We start from the raw sequence: 16571 nt of genomic DNA, 5'->3' as shown, positions 1-16571 counted from the left end.
CTGATATTATTACAATAATAGCAAATATAATGACATAATACAGTCAGAATCAGACAAAAAAGAAAAAGGTTTTGCAGCCTTATTTGCGGAGATTAGTTTTTGTAAAGAAGTATCTAACCAAATCATTTTAATTCATGAAAAAATACCTTGCTATTTTTGTCATCTGTCTGGCGGCCATTATCAATTTCAAGGGCACGTTTATAAACGATACAAAATCCAATAGTTTAGCGGACCCGAAGTCCCACAGACTCGAAATCCTGCTCCTTGGGCACAAGAGCGAGCATCATTTTTCAGAGAAATTCGCGGAAATCATTTCGCAGCAATTCTTTAAAAATGGGATCAACATTTCCTATACCACAGATCCTGATGATCTGAATGCAGACAACCTTTCAAAATACGACGGGCTGATGATCTATTCAAACCACGACCAGATTACACCTTCGCAGGAAAAGGCACTGCTGGATTATGTAAAAAGCGGTAAAGGTTTTATTCCTGTACACTGTGCTTCTTTTTGTTTCCAAAACTCGCCGGAATATATCAATATGGTGGGCGGACAGTTTAAAACCCATAAAACAGGTGATTTTGCCGCGACTATTGTGGATAAAAAACATCCGGTGATGAAAGGTGTAAATGCGTTTACCACCTGGGATGAGACTTATGTTCACGATAAGATCGCCAAAGATATCCATGTGATTACTGAACGTGTGGAAGGTGACCACCATGAGCCTTATACCTGGGTCAAAAAATATGGCAAGGGCAAGGTATTTTATACTGCATACGGGCATGATCAACGTACCTGGAAAAACCCGGACTTCCTGAAATTACTGGAAAACGGTGTGCTTTGGGCAGTCAATGATGCTGCCAAAAAAGATTGGAACAAACTGGCTAAACCAACGGCTGAATATTCTGATGCCAAGCTTCCGAATTACGAAAAAAGACCGGGCGGTTTTCAATTGCAGGCGCCTTTGAGCCCTGAGGCATCGCAGCTGATGACGCAGGTTCCGGCGGACTTTAAGATGGAACTGTTTGCTTCTGAACCGGATATCCTGAAACCCATTGCCATGGCATGGGATGAGCGGGGCCGTTTATGGATTGTAGAGACCATAGACTATCCGAATACGGTAAGGGATGTGAAAGGTGAAGGTCAGGACAGGATCAAGATTTGTGAGGATACCAATGGTGACGGCAAAGCGGACAAGTTCACGATTTTTGCGGATAAGTTTAACATCCCGACCAGCATCGTTTTTGCTAATGGCGGGGTCATCATTTCGCAGGCTCCTGATTTTATCTTTTTGAAAGATACGGATGGCGACGATAAGGCGGATGTCCGTGAAAAACTGATTACCGGATGGGGCACATTTGATACACACGCTGGTCCTTCCAACCTGAGGTATGGACTGGACAACCAGGTTTGGGGTACGGTGGGCTATTCCGGCTTTAAGGGAACTTTTGGCGGTCAGGAATTAAAGTTCGGACAGGGTGTATACCATTTCACCAAAGATGGCAAAAACCTGGAATTCCTGGGTGCAACCAGCAACAATACCTGGGGTCTGGGCTTTTCTGAGAACAATGATGTATTGATTTCTACTGCCAACAACACACACAGTGCCTTTTTGGGCATTCCTTCACCTTATCTGGCTAAGATCGGTGTAGCACCTAATAAGGCTGTGGACAAAATAGACGGCCACTATGCGATGCATGTGGTCACCAAAAATCTTCGTCAGGTAGACGTATTTAATGGTTTTACTGCCGCAGCAGGTCACAGTTTGTACACGGCAAGGAATTTCCCGAAAGAATACTGGAACCGCATTGCTTTTGTGAATGAGCCTACTGGACGTGTGGTGCACCAGGCGGTCATAGAGCCTAAAGGTTCGGGCTTTGCGGAAAAAGACGGCTGGAATTTTGTTGCCAGTGCGGATGAGTGGTTTGGGCCTGTGGCAACTGAAGTAGGACCTGACGGCTCGGTCTGGGTACTGGACTGGTACAATTTCATCATTCAGCACAACCCTACTCCTCCGGGATTTGAGAATGGAAAAGGTAATGCTTACATCAATCCGCTGAGGGACCGTACCCATGGCAGGATTTACAAGATCACTTACAACAAGGCGGTGCCTTCTAAAATAAAATCACTTGACAAAAATAATGACCAGTCACTGATCGGCGGATTGAAAAGCGACAATATGTTCTGGCGCACAACCGCGCAAAGGCTGATCGTGGAATCGGGAAAAAAATCGATCGTTCCGGAACTGTACAAACTGATCCGTGATAAATCGGTGGATGCGCTGGGCATTAACCCGGGAGCGATCCACGCGCTATGGACCTTGCATGGTCTGGGTCTGCTGGACGGATCAAATACTGAAGCGTTCGGTGTTGCTGTTGAAGGACTTAGTCATCCTTCTGCCGGTGTGCGTAAGGCCGCATTGCAGGTATTGCCTGCGAATTCAGCTGCTTTGGCAGCAATAACAAAGGCGGGACTACTGAATGATGCCAACCTGAATACCCGCCTGGCGGCGATACTCAGGATCGCTGACCTTCCGGAATCGGCGGAAGCGGCCAAGGAACTTCAGGCAGCTGCAGGTTTAAGTCAGAACAGCGAAGACCGCTGGATCAGCGTGGCGCTTAAAGTGGCCATTGCCAAACACGAAAAAACAGCTGGTGCCGATGCGCATGCGGGCCATGTCATGCCTGCTGGCGACAACAAAATGCCTGCTAAAGACGGTCAGGCCAAGGGCACTGCTGATGCTGCCGGAAAGGCGGACCAGGTGATTAAGATCAGCCCGATCGTAAATGCAATGAAGTTTGCGCAGAAATCATTTACCGTGAAAGCGGGAAGTACCGTTGAGCTGGTATTTGACAATATTGACTTCATGCAGCACAATGTGCTGATCCTTCAAAAAGGAAGTATGGACAAGGTGGGAGCAGCGGCAGATAAAATGGCGCAGGATCCTAAAGGAGCTGAAAAACAATATGTTCCGAATATGCCGGAGGTATTGTTTCACACACCTTTGGTAAATCCGGAAGAATCGTTTAAATTGAGGTTTAAAGTCCCTGCTGTTGCGGGCGACTATCCGTTCATCTGTTCTTTCCCGGGCCACTGGAGGATCATGAACGGGGTAATGAAAGTAACCAAATAGACCGATATGCCTTTAAATGTAACTTATGGAGTAAGCACCTGGTTGTGGACCTCTCCTTTTCAGACTTCCTCCATAGAAGAGCTCTTTCCAAAAATAGCAGCAATGGGCTTTGATGCCGTAGAAATTGCGGTAGAAGATCCGGGACTGATTGATGGGGAAGCGGTAAAAGCCGGACTAGAGAAGTACGGTTTGAAAGCGGTGATCTGCGGGGCTTTCGGGCCGACACGTGACCTGACCAATGAAGATACCTCAGTGCATGAGAACTGCTTTAGATATATTGAGGCCTGCCTTGATTTCTGTGTTCTTTGGGACATTAAGATCTTTGCCGGCCCTATGTATTCTGCTGTCGGTAAGGCCAGGATGGTGCCGCCTGAGCAAAGAAAAAAAGAATGGAACCTGGCGGTTTCCAATCTGCGTGTGGTCTGCGATATGGCAGCCCAGCGTGGCGTGAAACTGGCCATTGAGCCGCTGAACCGCTTTGAATCTGACCTGGTGAATACAGCTAAGGATGCGGTACGGCTGGTCAATGACATTAACCACCCTGCTGCTGGGATCCTGCTGGACGGTTTTCACATGAGTGTGGAGGAGCGTGACCTGGAGGCAGCCGTCAAACTGGCCGGCGATAAATTGTTCCATGTGCAGGTTTCTGAAAATTACAGAGGCTCGCCCGGAACGGGTCAAACCCGCTGGGACCGTCTGAAAGCTGGTCTGGAAGCTGTAAATTATCAGGGCATTGTGGCAATAGAGAGCTTTACACCTGAGATCAAGGAACTCGCTGAAGCAGTTTGCATCTGGTATCCTTTTGCGGATGACCAGGATGAATTTGCTGCTGACGGCCTTAAATTCTTAAAATCATATTTCAATACATAAAATGGAACAGAAAAAAATCAATATCGCCATAGTTGGGTTAGGCTTTGGCGCGGAGTTTATTCCGATTTATCAGAAACACCCTAATGCGAACATGTATGCGATCTGTCAGCGTGACACAGAGAAACTGAACGCGATCGGTGATGCTTTTGGGATCTCCAAAAGGTATTCGGATTACGACGAGCTGCTGAAAGATCCTGAGGTGCATGCGGTGCACATCAACACGCCGATCCAAAGCCATGCGGAGCAGTCTTTGAAAGCGCTAAGGGCAGGCAAGCACGTGGCTTGTACAGTACCAATGGCCACTACTGAAGACGAGTGCCGTCAGATCGTGGAAGCGGTAAAGGAAACCGGGCTGACTTATATGATGATGGAAACGGTGATCTACAGCCGGGAGTTTTTGTTTGTAAAGGAGCTTTATGAAAGCGGCGCAATGGGCAAGCTGCAGTTCCTGCGTGCTTCGCACCAGCAGGAAATGGCGGGCTGGCCGGGATATTGGGAAGGCCTCCCTCCTATGCATTATGCGACGCATTGCGTTGGTCCTGTTCTGGCTTTGGCCAAAGCTGATGCGGAATATGTGTCTTGTTTTGGATCGGGAACTATTGATTCAGATTTAATTTCTAAGTATGGTTCTCCATTTGCGGTGGAAAGCTGTCACATTAAGTTCAGGGACTCTGATCTGGCTGCTGAGGTGACAAGATCACTGTTTAATACTGCAAGGCAATACAGGGAGAGTTTTGACGTCTACGGCTCTAAAAAGACCTTCGAATGGACTTTGGTAGAGCATGAAGAGTCGGTGATCCATACCGGTGAAACGCCAGAGAAGGTCACCATTCCGGACTATGCGTATTTGCTGCCAGAGGAAATTCAGCATTTTACAACGGGCGGAGTTTATGATGCGGACAGCAACCAGCATTTGTCATTTATACAGGGTTCTGGTCATGGGGGTTCACACCCGCATTTGGTTCATGAGTTTTTAACTGCTTTGGTTGCAGGCAGGGAACCTTTCCCGAATGCCAGACAATCTGCGAATATTACCTGTGTGGGTATACTTGCCCATGAGAGTGCAATGAATGGTGGTAAAAGGATCGATTTGCCTGCGTTTACGCTGGAATAGTTATTATCGGTCGTCATCAGCTCTTAGTTTCGAAAACGAGCGCTTGCCTATTTGGCAGCGCTCGTTTTTAGTATGTGGTTACCTGGTTCCAGTTCGAAGGTAACATAACCTTCTTTACTGCCTACTTTCTTTACTTTTTTAGCTTCATAGCTCAGGTTGGTGGCCTCTTTTTCCGAAAGTTCAAGGGTTGCGCGGCAGTTTGGCGGAACAGTGACCTGCACGGCTACCTGCCCGTCTTTTCTCTGCCAGGAGGTTTTGATCAGCCCTGCGGGTGAATCATAGGTTGCTTTGGCCCATGGCATCTGTGCTGCTGTAAGCAATGGCAGCCTGACAATGAACTTTTGGAAACCCGGCGATTGCGGGTCCTGACGGATGCCCGCCATTCCATCTATATACCAGGCTCCGGGATACAGGTAAGAGCTGTGGAGCAATGAATGTCCCGGCAGGTCTTTTTCCCACATCTCCCAGATCGTGGTGGCATCGTTTGCTTTCATATAGCCCCAGCCCGGATAGGTGGTCTGAGAAGTCATGGAGTAGATGAGGTCGTCACGGCCCAGATTCCTTAACAGTTTGAACAGAATGGCACCGCCGGTAATGCCCACATGGATGTGCCCCTTTTTATTGACCAGTATTTCTTTTTCCAGCCTTTTCATCACGTCGTCACGCAGGTTTGCAGGCGGCACCCCGGCCAATAAGGCCGCAGCCAGATTGGCCATAGAGCCATCGGCGTAACTTTGGTCTGCTGCATTGTAGAATTTGGAATGGATGGCTGCTTTATAAGTTTCTGCCTGCTTTTCCCAGGCTTCCGCTTCTGTGTTCCTGCCGATGGTCCTGGCAATCTTTGCTGCGGTAAGCAGGTTGAAAACCCGGTAGCTGTTGTTGAGGCATACGGTTTCAGGCTTATTGTTGTTCATGCCTTCTGCTGTGGCATTTGGCCAGAGCCAATCGCCCAGGAAGTCCCATGAACCGCCATAGCGCTGCAGCAGGTTGTCTTTGGTGTTGAGGTCAAGGAAGGACAGCCAGCCTTTGACCAGTTCAAAGTTCTTTTCGAGCACACGTTTATCGCCTTCATGCTGATAGATGTACCAGGGAAGGGTCACAACAATGCCGCCCCATGCGGGGCCACCTCCGCCCATATACGTGGGTGCACTATGGGGTACGATCCCGTTGTTCAGGATGCGACCGCTTTGTACGGCCTGCCGGGCAAATTTAGGGTCATAAAGGTTGCCCACTACGGATTCTGTGCCCTGGTTGTCCCGCCAGTCTTCCATCCATTTGGTGTAAAATGCACCCACTTTATAGTTGAACATTCCGGTTTCGCAGGTGGCATGGGCGTCTCCACCGTAGCCAAGACGCTCGCGCTGTGGGCAATCCACCACATAGCCGCCAAGAGAGAGGTTCTGATAAGTCCATTTGACACGGTCATAGATCCAGTTTTGCAATTCGTCTGCGCACTGGAATGTGGCTGCATTTTCGAAATTGGTACGCACCATCCAGCCTTTAATGTCGTCCGGGGCTGGTTTATATTTTAATCCCCGGATGGTGATCCAGCGTCCTGAGCTGTAATTAAAACGGTTTCTAAAGGTTCCTGTACCGGACTTGCCTATAATGTATGCGCTGTGCAGGTTGAAGGTCATGTCTTCCTGCTGTCTTTCTGAATACAGGAATTCTATTTTATCGCCGGGGTTGCCTTTGAGTTTTACCTGTGTGAAGCCGGCGAAGTTTACGCCCATGTCTACACGGTAAGATCCATCGGCTCTTTTTTCACTGATGCTTAGGGGTTTGATCTCCTCAAATAAGCGGTTGGGCTCTACCATTTGAGCGGAAAGTTTGAGCTTGGGGTTGTAGGTGATGGCCTGGTTCCAGCCCTGCTCATTGCAGGCAGTGGTATTCCAATTGTCTATTTCCTGACTGGCATCATATAATTCTCCGCCCATATGGCCGAAATCCCATTTGCCGAGCAGTTTGTTGGGGCTCAGGTGTGTTTTCCAGGTATGGTCGGTTTTGATGGTCAGCACGGGCTTTGAGCCATTGTATATGGCCGCCTGGGCAATCACGATCGGTGTATTGGGTTTGTCTTTGTCGATATAGGGGCCGAATATGGACCAGGAGGTACCCAGCCAGATGGCGATGACATTTTTACCGGGTCTGAGCTGTGCTGCAATGTCGTAGGCGATGTACCGGGCGCGTTTGGTATGGTCGGAAACGGCTGGTGAAAGGACGTCTTCGCTGATCTTTTTGCCGTTGACATAAAGTTCATGGTAACCAACAGAGGCCAGAAAAAGTGTCGCTTTTGTAGGTTTTGCAGTCAGACTGAATGTTTTGCGCAGCCAGGGATCGGTGATGTTGCAGTCGGGTTTGGAGGGGTCAAAGATCTGGTCGGTGCCGATCCATCTGGCGGTCCAGTCTTTGGGGCTGAGCAGTCCGGTAGTCCAGCTGGCCGGAATGCTTTTTGAAGAAATCTTTCCCTGTTCATCTTTTACTGTCACCTGCCAGTAATAGCTCCTGTCAGACTGTAAAGCTTTGCCTTTATATTCAATTTGCTGCATCTGATTGCTGTTTACCCATTGGGAATCCCATACATCGGGCTTACTGCCTAGCAGCTTTTGTGAAGATGCGACGGTGATGCGGTAGGCGGTTTGTTTTTGTCCGGAGGCCGATGTGTCTGTCGCTTTAAAGGTCCAGCTCAGTCTTGGATGCGGTTCATCGATGCCTTTTGGGTTGACCAGGTATTCACAGCGGAGGTCGCGCGGGGTTAATGAACTGGCATCGCGCAGTGAACTGAGATCGATTTGAGCGAATGCAGCAGGTATTCCTGCGCCCGTCAATGCCAGAAGAAAAAGAAAATAGAGTTTCTTCATTTTTATAAATGGTTTATTTGTGTGCAAAAAACTAAATTTACTAAAACCTGCACAATAAGCAAGTAAACATGCCGGGACAAATTGGTGTATGAGAGAAACTGATGATGATGTAGTTATAGCAGGGGGCGGATTGGCTGGTCTGACCTGCGCCATACATTTGCTGCAAGCGGGCGTAGGGGTGATTTTGATAGAACGGACGGTTTATCCGCACCACAAGGTTTGCGGAGAGTATGTTTCCAATGAGGTGCTGCCCTACCTGTCGGTTCTTGGCATCGATCCTTTTGAATCTGGTGCTGTGCCCATCAACCATTTAAACTTCTCTTCTCCCAAGGGGGAAGAGATCTCCTGCAAGCTGCCTTTGGGAGGTTTTGGGCTGAGCAGGTATGTGCTGGACCATTTACTGTATAAAAGAGCATTGGAACTGGGCTGTAAAATGATCACCGATACGGTAGGTTCGATTGTGTTTAAAGATGATTCCTTTGAGGTTTTTACGAATGCTTCAGGTGCTTTTAAAGCGGGGCTGGTCATTGGTGCGTATGGCAAAAGGGCTGTTCCGGACCAGAAACTGGCAAGGCCGTTTATACAGCAGCGGTCACCCTGGCTTGCGGTAAAAGGGCATTATAAAGGAAAATTTCCCGACGGGCTTGTTGGACTGCATAATTTTGATGGGGGCTATTGCGGTGTATCAAAAGTTGAAAATGGGCTGATCAATATTTGTTACCTTACGGATTACGAAAACTTCAAGGTGTATAAGAATACGAATGAATTTGAGCGTCAGGTGCTCTATAAGAATCCTTTGCTGAAAAATGTATTTGAGCAAAGCAGACCTCTGTTCGATGCGCCGCTGACCATCAGTCAGGTTTCTTTTGAAGCGAAAGAAGCGGTCTACGACCATGTACTGATGATCGGCGACACTGCTGGCGTAATCCATCCGCTGTGTGGAAACGGTATGGCTATGGCGATACATAGCGCTAAGATTTGCGCGGAACTGTGCATGGAATACCTGGAGGGATCCCTTTCCCGGGCGGAACTGGAGTATAGGTACGGCAAAGCATGGGAGCTGAATTTTAAAGGCAGAATGGCAACGGGCCGGATGCTTTCGGCAATAGTAAGAAAAAAATGGTTATTCGGATCTTTGCTAAAGCTCCTGGTTAAACTTCCGGCTGTATTGCCGCTCATTGTTAAAAGAACACATGGACAACCTGTTCGGTAAAATATTCGTAAATACTAAAGAAAGAAGTGATGCGCCTGAGCTCATGGATGATTTTGCTATGGAAGGGGAAGTCCTGAGGGACGCGCTGGATAAAATCGCAAGCATCAATAAGCTGCTGGGAGGCAATGCGGTGACACTGGAAGGTGTGGAACGGCTCCTGAATGCTGAAACGGACAGGGAGATTTCGATACTGGATGTGGGTTGCGGAAATGGTGATATGTTGAGGGTGTTGGCGGAATATGGATATAAAAAGGGCCTGCGGTTTCAGTTGTCCGGCATAGATGCCAATGAATTCACCATCGGCCATGCCAGGAAATTGTCCTCAGCTTACGGGAATATCAGCTATGTGTGCGCAGATATTTTTGAGGAGATTAAACAAGAAAGGGCTTATGATGTTATTCTGTGTACACTGACACTGCATCATTTTAAGGATGCTGCGCTGCTCGGGCTGATGGAGGGTTTTATCGGCAAAGCAAGGTTGGGCGTAGTGGTGAATGACCTGCAGAGGAGTGCTGTTGCTTATTATTTGTTCAAACTGATCTGTTTGGTCTTTGGTTTGAACAGCATGTCGCGAGATGATGGGCTTACCTCTATTTTGAGGGGCTTTAAACATAAGGACTTGCTGGGTTATTCGCGGCAATTAAATTTAAAAAAATACCTGATCCGCTGGAAATGGGCATTCCGCTACCAGTGGGTCATTTTTACCCGATGATTGTTTTCTATGAGCGTTAAGATAAAGACTGTTTCAAAGCTGCTGCCCCAATATTCAAGAAAAACCGCGGAGATCATTCCGTATTTAAGGGGCTGGCTGGAGGGGCAGGATGACCGCTTTGTCAAAAAGGTGATCAAGATCTTTGAAAATGCGGGGGTTGAGCAGCGGTATTCGGTCATGTCGCCGGAGGAAGTGTTTGCGCCGAGCTCATTTGAGGAACGGAATGATATTTATGTCAGGGAGGGAATTAAGCTGGCAGGTGCCTGCCTGCGGCAGACACTGGAAAAGGCTGGCTGGGCGCCTGCGGATCTTGATTATATCATTACAGTGAGCTGCACGGGCATTATGATCCCTTCTCTGGATGCCTACCTCATCAATATACTGGGTTTGCGCCAGGACATTGTACGTTTGCCGGTAACAGAAATGGGCTGCGCAGCCGGGGTATCGGGTATGATCTACGCAAAGAATTTCTTGCAGGCTAATCCCGGAAAGCGGGCGGCTGTGATTGCTTATGAATCGCCTACGGCTACTTTTCAGCTGAATGACTATTCGATGGTGAATGTGGTCAGTGCGGCCATATTTGGTGATGGTGCGGCTTGTGTGCTGTTGTCCTCACATGCTGATGATGAGGGGCCGGAAATCATTGCTGAGGAAATGTATCATTTTTATGATGCGGAACAGTTAATGGGATTTAAACTGGTCAACAGCGGCCTGCAAATGGTACTGGATGTTGCTGTTCCCGAAACTATTGATGCAAATTTTCCGGACATCATCCACCCGTTTCTGGCAAAACATGGATTGACCATTGCTGAGGTAGACCACCTGATCTTTCATCCGGGGGGAAAAAAAATTGTACAGCTTGTGGAGGGTCTGTTTGGTAGCCTGGGCAAGAACATCGATGATACGAAGGACGTTTTGCGGCTTTATGGCAATATGTCGAGTGCGACTGTATTGTATGTGCTGGAAAGGTATATGTCAGGAAAATCCGCTGCCGGAGATATCGGTTTGATGCTGAGCTTCGGACCGGGATTTTCCGCGCAGCGTATATTGCTGAAGTGGTGAACGGCATATAGTTCCCGTCATTGCGAGGTACAGGGCAATCTCCGGACCAGCTGAGATTGCTTCGTCGTGAAGAACTCCTCGCAATGACGACAGTAGCAACGGCGGTAACTGGCACGGGTACATGAAGGCGGCAACGGTGGCGGGAACAACAATGGCAGGGACGATAGTGAAATCACGATTAAAATAAATACTTTAGTGCGCTGCAAGTCCGATATTAAATGAACATTAATTTTAAACATGAATAAAGAAGAAATTTTAGCACACCTGCCCTATTCAAAGCCTTTTCTGTTTGTAGATGAACTGCTGGAAATTGATGAGAACAGGGCAATCGGGACTTATACTTTTGATGCAGGTCTGGACTTTTATCAAGGTCACTTTAAAGACAGTCCGGTGACTCCGGGTGTGATTCTGACGGAAACTATGGCCCAGATCGGCCTGGTATGCCTGGGCATCTATTTATCCGGCAGTGCTGAAGGCGGAATGCCGGGACATGTCATGCTGACTTCTACGGCTATCGATTTTATGAAACCGGTGTTTCCGGGTGAAAAGGTAAGAGTGGAAGCAGAAAAAGTATATTTCCGTTTCAAGAAATTAAACTGTACTGTTCAAATGATCAATGCCGCGGGTGATGTAGTGTGCAAAGGCACAATAGCAGGTATGGTGACTAATAAAATGAATGCATAACAGGGTCGTAATTACCGGATTAGGTGTGGTGGCCCCCAATGGGGTGGGCTTGCCATTGTTTACTGAAGCCCTGAAAAACGGACATTCGGGAATTAAACATGATCCGGAACTGGAGCGTTTGCTGTTTTCCTGCCAGATCGCAGGAAAGCCTTCGGTTTCTGCTGAGCTTGCTGCGCAGTATTTTTCTGAACTGGAGCTTAAAAGCCTGAACAGCACGGGCATTCTTTATGGAGTTATAGCCGGGATGGACGCCTGGAAGGATGCTGGACTCCCTGTTTCCGCTGGTGAAGAACCCGATTGGGACAGTGGTACCGTATTTGGTGCGGGGACTTCGGGGATTGACAAATTCAGGGAGTCTGTTTATAAAATTGATGACCTGCAGATCCGCAAGCTGGGCAGTACAGCGGTAGTCCAGACGATGGCAAGCGGTATCAGCGCTTTTTTGGGCGGCAAGCTGGGACTGGGAAACCAGGTGACTACAAACTCATCCGCGTGTACGACCGGCGCTGAAAGCATTTTAATGGCTTATGAGCGCATCAAATGTGGCAGGGCACTGAGAATGCTCTGCGGCAGTACAAGTGACGGCGGGCCTTATGTATGGGGTGGATTTGACGCCATGAAAGTTTGCACCTATAAACACAATGCTGATCCGGAAAAAGGCTCGAGACCGATGAGTGCGACGGCGAGTGGTTTTGTACCGGCAAGTGGCGCGGGGGCATTGATACTGGAATCATTGGAAAGTGCCTTGCGGCGGGGTGCTGTAATTTATGCGGAAGTGCTGGGCGGGCACATCAACTCGGGCGGACAAAAAGGTGTCGGGACCATGACTGCGCCAAATCCTTCGGCTGTACAGCGCTGTATCAAAAATGCGCTGGCGGATGCGGGGATAAGTGCGGCTGAGGTAAATGCCATAAATGGCCATCTGACAGCGACAAGCAAGGACGCTGTGGAGATCCGCAACTGGTGTGAAGCTCTGGGAAGAAGCGGCATTGATTTTCCTTATATCAATTCTTTGAAGTCTGCCGTAGGGCACTGTCTGAGCGCTGCAGGAAGTATAGAAAGTGTGGCATCTGTATTGCAGCTGCACCATGGATTTATATTTCCGAATGTGAACTGCGAGGATTTGAACGCTGAAATAATGACAATGGTAGATGAGGTCAGGATTCCTCAAAAAATGATCAGTACAGACCTGAACATTGTAGCGAAGGCCAGCTTTGGTTTTGGTGATGTGAATGCCTGTGTGATCTTTAAAAAGTACAGTTAAATGGATAGAGAAGAAATAATAGCACGTCTGAAACCGATAGTATCAACTTATGTGGAAGACAAAGACCAACTGGAAAATCTGAATGAGGCTACAGATTTCATAAAGGACCTCAGGATCAATTCGGCAAATCTGGTGGATATCGTTTTGGATGTGGAAGAGGAATTTGGTATCGTCATTGACAACCTTTCTATGGAAAAGATGCTTAATGTAGGCGCATCGATAGACATCATAGAAACTAAACTGGTACAACAATGATAGGCAATGATATTGTGGACCTGATGCAGGCCGCCAAAGACAGCAACTGGCAAAGAAATGGTTTTCTGGATAAGCTTTTTACCCCGGAGGAGCAGTTCCTGATCTCTTCAGACATCCAGCCTCCTACAATGGTCTGGCTCTTGTGGAGCATGAAGGAATCGGCTTATAAGATCAATTCAAGAGAGACGAAGCTGCGTTTGTTTGCTCCTGTGAAACTGGTCTGCAAGAACCTGATCATTCACAACAACAAGGCTACAGGAAATGTGCTGTGTGACGGGCTGCTCTACTACACTCAAAGTCAGATCAGTGAAGATTATATTCATACACTGGCGGCAGATCAGGAAGATGAGCTGGACAGGGCATCTGTCAAAATAATGGATTATCACAAGGAATACAGGATCTCAAACCCGCAGTCTGTAAGCCACCACGGCAGGTATCTCGCGCTTGCTTATTTATAGGATACAGGGCTTAGGTTTTCTTCGATCAGCAGGTTGATGATGCCGTCGACCATACCCACTTTGGGCACGTAGATCTGTTTGATACCGGTCCATTTCATCAGCGTGATGTAGATTTCGCATGCAGGAACGATTACATCTGCACGATCGGGATTGAGGCCGTAAATGCTGATCCTTTCTTTCAGGGAATGGTTGTTCAGTTCATTGTGCATTCCTTTTAGTTTGATGAAGGATAAGGGCGTCCCTTCTTTCTCACCGGACATCCTGAAGAGTTTATTGATGTTGCCGCCCGTACCTATCCCTGCTACATTCTTCAGAGATTTGGTATGTTTTTTTGCCCATTGCTTCATGTCTTCCCAGGTTTCATCTTTGTCCTGGTTGTCGAGGATACGGATGGTTCCGATGTCAAATGATTTAGAGGCTACAGGAACTTTGTTGACGAATACAGAAAGTTCGGTACTGCCACCGCCTACATCGATATAAAGATAGCTTTTGTTGGCGTCCAGGTTTTCCTCAATATGATTGGAGTAAATGATATTGGCTTCCCGCTGACCTGCTATGATCTCCAGATCAATATCTGTGACCTGTTTTATCTTCCTGATGATTTCCTGGCCATTGTCAGATTCCCGCATGGCTGATGTTGCGCAGGCCAGGTATTTTGATACGTGGTAAACATCCATGAGATTTTTAAAGGCAGTCATGGTTTTGACCAGGTCATCGACCTTCCGGTCTGAGATGTGGTGGTCAAGAAATGCGTCGTCGCCCAGCCGCAGCGGTACGCGGATGAGTGTATTTTTTTTGAAGCTGAAACCATCTTCTGTACCTGATATATCAGCGATGAGCAGCCTGACTGCGTTTGAACCTATATCTATTGCGGCGTATCTTAGCATTACTGGTGTTTGTTCTTAAGGTAATTATAGGTTTGCACCTGAGCGCGTACTTTTGTGGAAAGTCTGTTCTTATGGTATTTGTTGTTGTTGAGCCTGGTGATGTCACGGGCTTTTACATTATCCTGCAGCTGGAAATCGATGATGTCCCTGATCTCGTGACACACTTCTTCGTCCAGCACCGGAAAACCGACCTCTACCCTGTGCTCAAAATTTCTGCTCATCAGATCGGCTGAGGACAGGAACATCTCTTCCTTCTGGTTATTACCAAAAATGAAGACCCTGGCGTGTTCAAGGTATTTATCTATGATGCTGATCACTGTAATGTTCTCACTAAAGCCTTCCACACCCGGCACCAGGGTGCAAATGCCACGCACAATGAGCCGTATCTTTACGCCTGCATTGCTGGCTTCATATAGTTTTTCGACTACACCCTCGTCTGCGAGGCTGTTTACTTTGAGGATCATATAGGCGGGTTTGCCTTGTTTGGCAAACTTGATCTCCCTGTCGATCAATGCATAGATCTTATTCCTGGAGTCTAAAGGAGAAACGATCAGGTGCTTAAAGTCTTTTGCTACTGTCCGCTTGTTGAGGGCTGCGAACAGTTTTATAAGGTCATGTGTGATTTCTTTTTTCGCGGTAAAAATACTATGGTCGCAGTAGAGTTTGGCCGTTTTTTCATTGAAATTACCGGTGGCCAGGTTTGCGTAATACACGGGCCTGCCTTTTTCTATTCTTTTGACAAGACAGATCTTGGAATGTACTTTATAGTCGGTAAGACCGTAATTGACATGCACGCCTTCTTCTTCCAGTTTGCTGGTCCAGAAGATATTCGCCTGTTCGTCAAATCTGGCTTTTAGTTCAACCAGGCAATTTACTTTTTTCCCGTTTTTTGCCGCATTGATCAGTGCGTTGATGACCCTGGAATTTTCTGCCAACCGGTAAAGTGTGATATTGATCTCCGTAACTTTCGGGTCAATGGCGGCCTCGCGAAGAAAGAGGATGATATAGTCGTAAGATTGATAAGGGAGATTGATGAGGTAATCGCGCTCATGCAGTTTGTTGAAGATACTTTCGGTGCGGTGCAGGCCGGAAACTTTTAATGGTACGTTTGGTGTGTATTCCAGTTCTTTAGCTCCTACATTTGGAAATTTGATAAAATCCCCAAACCTGTGATACCTGTTGCCCGGCATCAGGCTTTCTGCTTCTATTTTTAATTTGGAGACCAATACAGTCAGCATATCAAAAGGCATTTCTGTGTCGTAAAGTAAACGCATGGGTTTGCCTTTCTTTCGCTTGTCCAGGCTGCTTTTCAGTTCATCGATAAATTTATCACTGATGTTTTTATCAATATCGAGTTCTGCATCCCGTGTAAGCTGTATGGAATAGGCATCTATGATGTCATAATTAAAGACATAAAAAATGTCATCCAGGCAATATTTGATGATGTCTTCTGCCAGGATAATGAACTTTAATCCATTGGTCTCAGGCAGTACCAGGAACCTCGGAAGTTCGGGCGGCAATTCTATCAGTGCATATTTTTCGCTCTTCTTAGCTGATTTTCTGGACAGCCGCACAAAGAAATACAGGTACCTGTCCTTCAGCTCAGGAAAGGGTTTGTCCAGATCCAGCATAATGGGGACAAGGGTCGATAGGATCCTGTCCCTGAAGTGTTCCCGCACAAATTCTCCTCTCGATACATTCAACTGGGTTTCATTGAGGATAAAAATCCTGTTTTGAGCCAGTTCATTGATGAGGGTGGCCTGGAACAACAGCTCAAATTTACGTTCCTGCCTGACTACGATGTTCTTGATCTCATTGAGCATCTTTTTAGGATTGAAGCCTAAAAGCGCTTTTGTTTTATCGTTCAGGTTGGACAGGCGGCTCAAAGTTGCAACCCTGACCCTATAGAATTCTTCGAGATTGGATGAAAAGATAGATAGAAATTTTATACGTTCAATAAGCGGTACTGTTTCATCTGCAGCTTCCTGCAAGACCCGCTCGTTGAAATATAACCAACTGATCTCCCGGTTTAGAAACGGTGCTTTTTTTTTTGTCAT

General features: G+C 47.3%; 13 protein-coding genes. 10 read left to right on the top strand and 3 right to left on the bottom strand.

The window, feature by feature from the left end; all coding sequences use genetic code 11:
- The first annotated feature begins 134 nt into the window (after positions 1-134).
- Genes QEP08_RS04190 through QEP08_RS04180 form a run of 3 tightly spaced genes read left to right on the top strand, consistent with a single transcriptional unit; the run spans position 135 to position 5118 of the window.
- The gene (locus tag QEP08_RS04190; protein WP_285056075.1) at positions 135-3134 is read left to right on the top strand and encodes a PVC-type heme-binding CxxCH protein; all 3000 of its coding nucleotides are present in this window, start codon (positions 135-137) and stop codon (positions 3132-3134) included.
- 6 nt (positions 3135-3140) lie between these two features.
- Complete coding sequence (locus QEP08_RS04185) at positions 3141-4004, top strand: sugar phosphate isomerase/epimerase family protein (RefSeq protein WP_285056073.1); 864 nt, start codon at positions 3141-3143, stop codon at positions 4002-4004.
- A gap of 1 nt (position 4005) precedes the next feature.
- Complete coding sequence (locus tag QEP08_RS04180; protein ID WP_285056071.1) at positions 4006-5118, top strand: Gfo/Idh/MocA family protein; 1113 nt, start codon at positions 4006-4008, stop codon at positions 5116-5118.
- A 47-nt stretch (positions 5119-5165) separates the two neighbouring features.
- Here the strand turns inward: QEP08_RS04180 and QEP08_RS04175 are convergent, their stop codons facing one another.
- The gene (locus QEP08_RS04175; RefSeq protein ID WP_285056069.1) at positions 5166-7979 is read right to left on the bottom strand and encodes a family 78 glycoside hydrolase catalytic domain; all 2814 of its coding nucleotides are present in this window, start codon (positions 7977-7979) and stop codon (positions 5166-5168) included.
- Positions 7980-8067: 88 nt separating this feature from the next.
- Between QEP08_RS04175 and QEP08_RS04170 the strand changes: the two genes are divergently transcribed.
- From QEP08_RS04170 to QEP08_RS04140, 7 genes are all read left to right on the top strand, one after another.
- On the top strand, positions 8068-9192 hold the full coding sequence (locus tag QEP08_RS04170; protein ID WP_285056067.1) for an NAD(P)/FAD-dependent oxidoreductase: 1125 nt from the start codon (positions 8068-8070) through the stop codon (positions 9190-9192).
- Positions 9173-9904: a methyltransferase domain-containing protein gene (locus QEP08_RS04165; protein WP_285056065.1), complete on the top strand. Its 732-nt coding sequence runs from the start codon at positions 9173-9175 to the stop codon at positions 9902-9904. Before QEP08_RS04170 ends, QEP08_RS04165 begins: the two co-directional genes overlap by 20 nt.
- 9 nt (positions 9905-9913) lie before the next feature.
- Complete coding sequence (locus QEP08_RS04160) at positions 9914-10966, top strand: type III polyketide synthase (RefSeq protein WP_285056064.1); 1053 nt, start codon at positions 9914-9916, stop codon at positions 10964-10966.
- 237 nt (positions 10967-11203) lie between these two features.
- A complete protein-coding gene (locus QEP08_RS04155) occupies positions 11204-11650 on the top strand; it encodes a 3-hydroxyacyl-ACP dehydratase FabZ family protein (RefSeq protein ID WP_285056062.1) in 447 nt (148 codons plus the stop codon).
- Entirely contained in the window at positions 11643-12914 is a 1272-nt protein-coding gene (locus tag QEP08_RS04150) for a beta-ketoacyl-[acyl-carrier-protein] synthase family protein (RefSeq protein WP_285056060.1), read from the top strand. Before QEP08_RS04155 ends, QEP08_RS04150 begins: the two co-directional genes overlap by 8 nt.
- The gene (locus QEP08_RS04145; RefSeq protein ID WP_285056059.1) at positions 12915-13169 is read left to right on the top strand and encodes an acyl carrier protein; all 255 of its coding nucleotides are present in this window, start codon (positions 12915-12917) and stop codon (positions 13167-13169) included.
- Positions 13166-13627, top strand: a complete 462-nt coding sequence (locus QEP08_RS04140; protein WP_285056057.1) for a 4'-phosphopantetheinyl transferase family protein — start codon at positions 13166-13168, stop codon at positions 13625-13627. Before QEP08_RS04145 ends, QEP08_RS04140 begins: the two co-directional genes overlap by 4 nt.
- Here the strand turns inward: QEP08_RS04140 and QEP08_RS04135 are convergent.
- On the bottom strand, positions 13618-14514 hold the full coding sequence (locus tag QEP08_RS04135) for a Ppx/GppA phosphatase family protein (protein ID WP_285056055.1): 897 nt from the start codon (positions 14512-14514) through the stop codon (positions 13618-13620). The two genes, QEP08_RS04140 and QEP08_RS04135, sit on opposite strands and share 10 nt — an antisense overlap.
- The gene (ppk1, locus tag QEP08_RS04130) at positions 14514-16571 is read right to left on the bottom strand and encodes a polyphosphate kinase 1 (protein ID WP_285056053.1); all 2058 of its coding nucleotides are present in this window, start codon (positions 16569-16571) and stop codon (positions 14514-14516) included. The genes QEP08_RS04135 and ppk1 overlap by 1 nt, the downstream gene beginning before the upstream one ends.

The organism is Pedobacter ginsengisoli, from assembly GCF_030244015.1.
In the GTDB taxonomy this organism is placed as follows: domain Bacteria; phylum Bacteroidota; class Bacteroidia; order Sphingobacteriales; family Sphingobacteriaceae; genus Pedobacter; species Pedobacter ginsengisoli.
The sequence above is the reverse complement of the archived record's forward strand: the minus strand, read 5'-3'. Positions and strand labels throughout refer to the sequence as shown.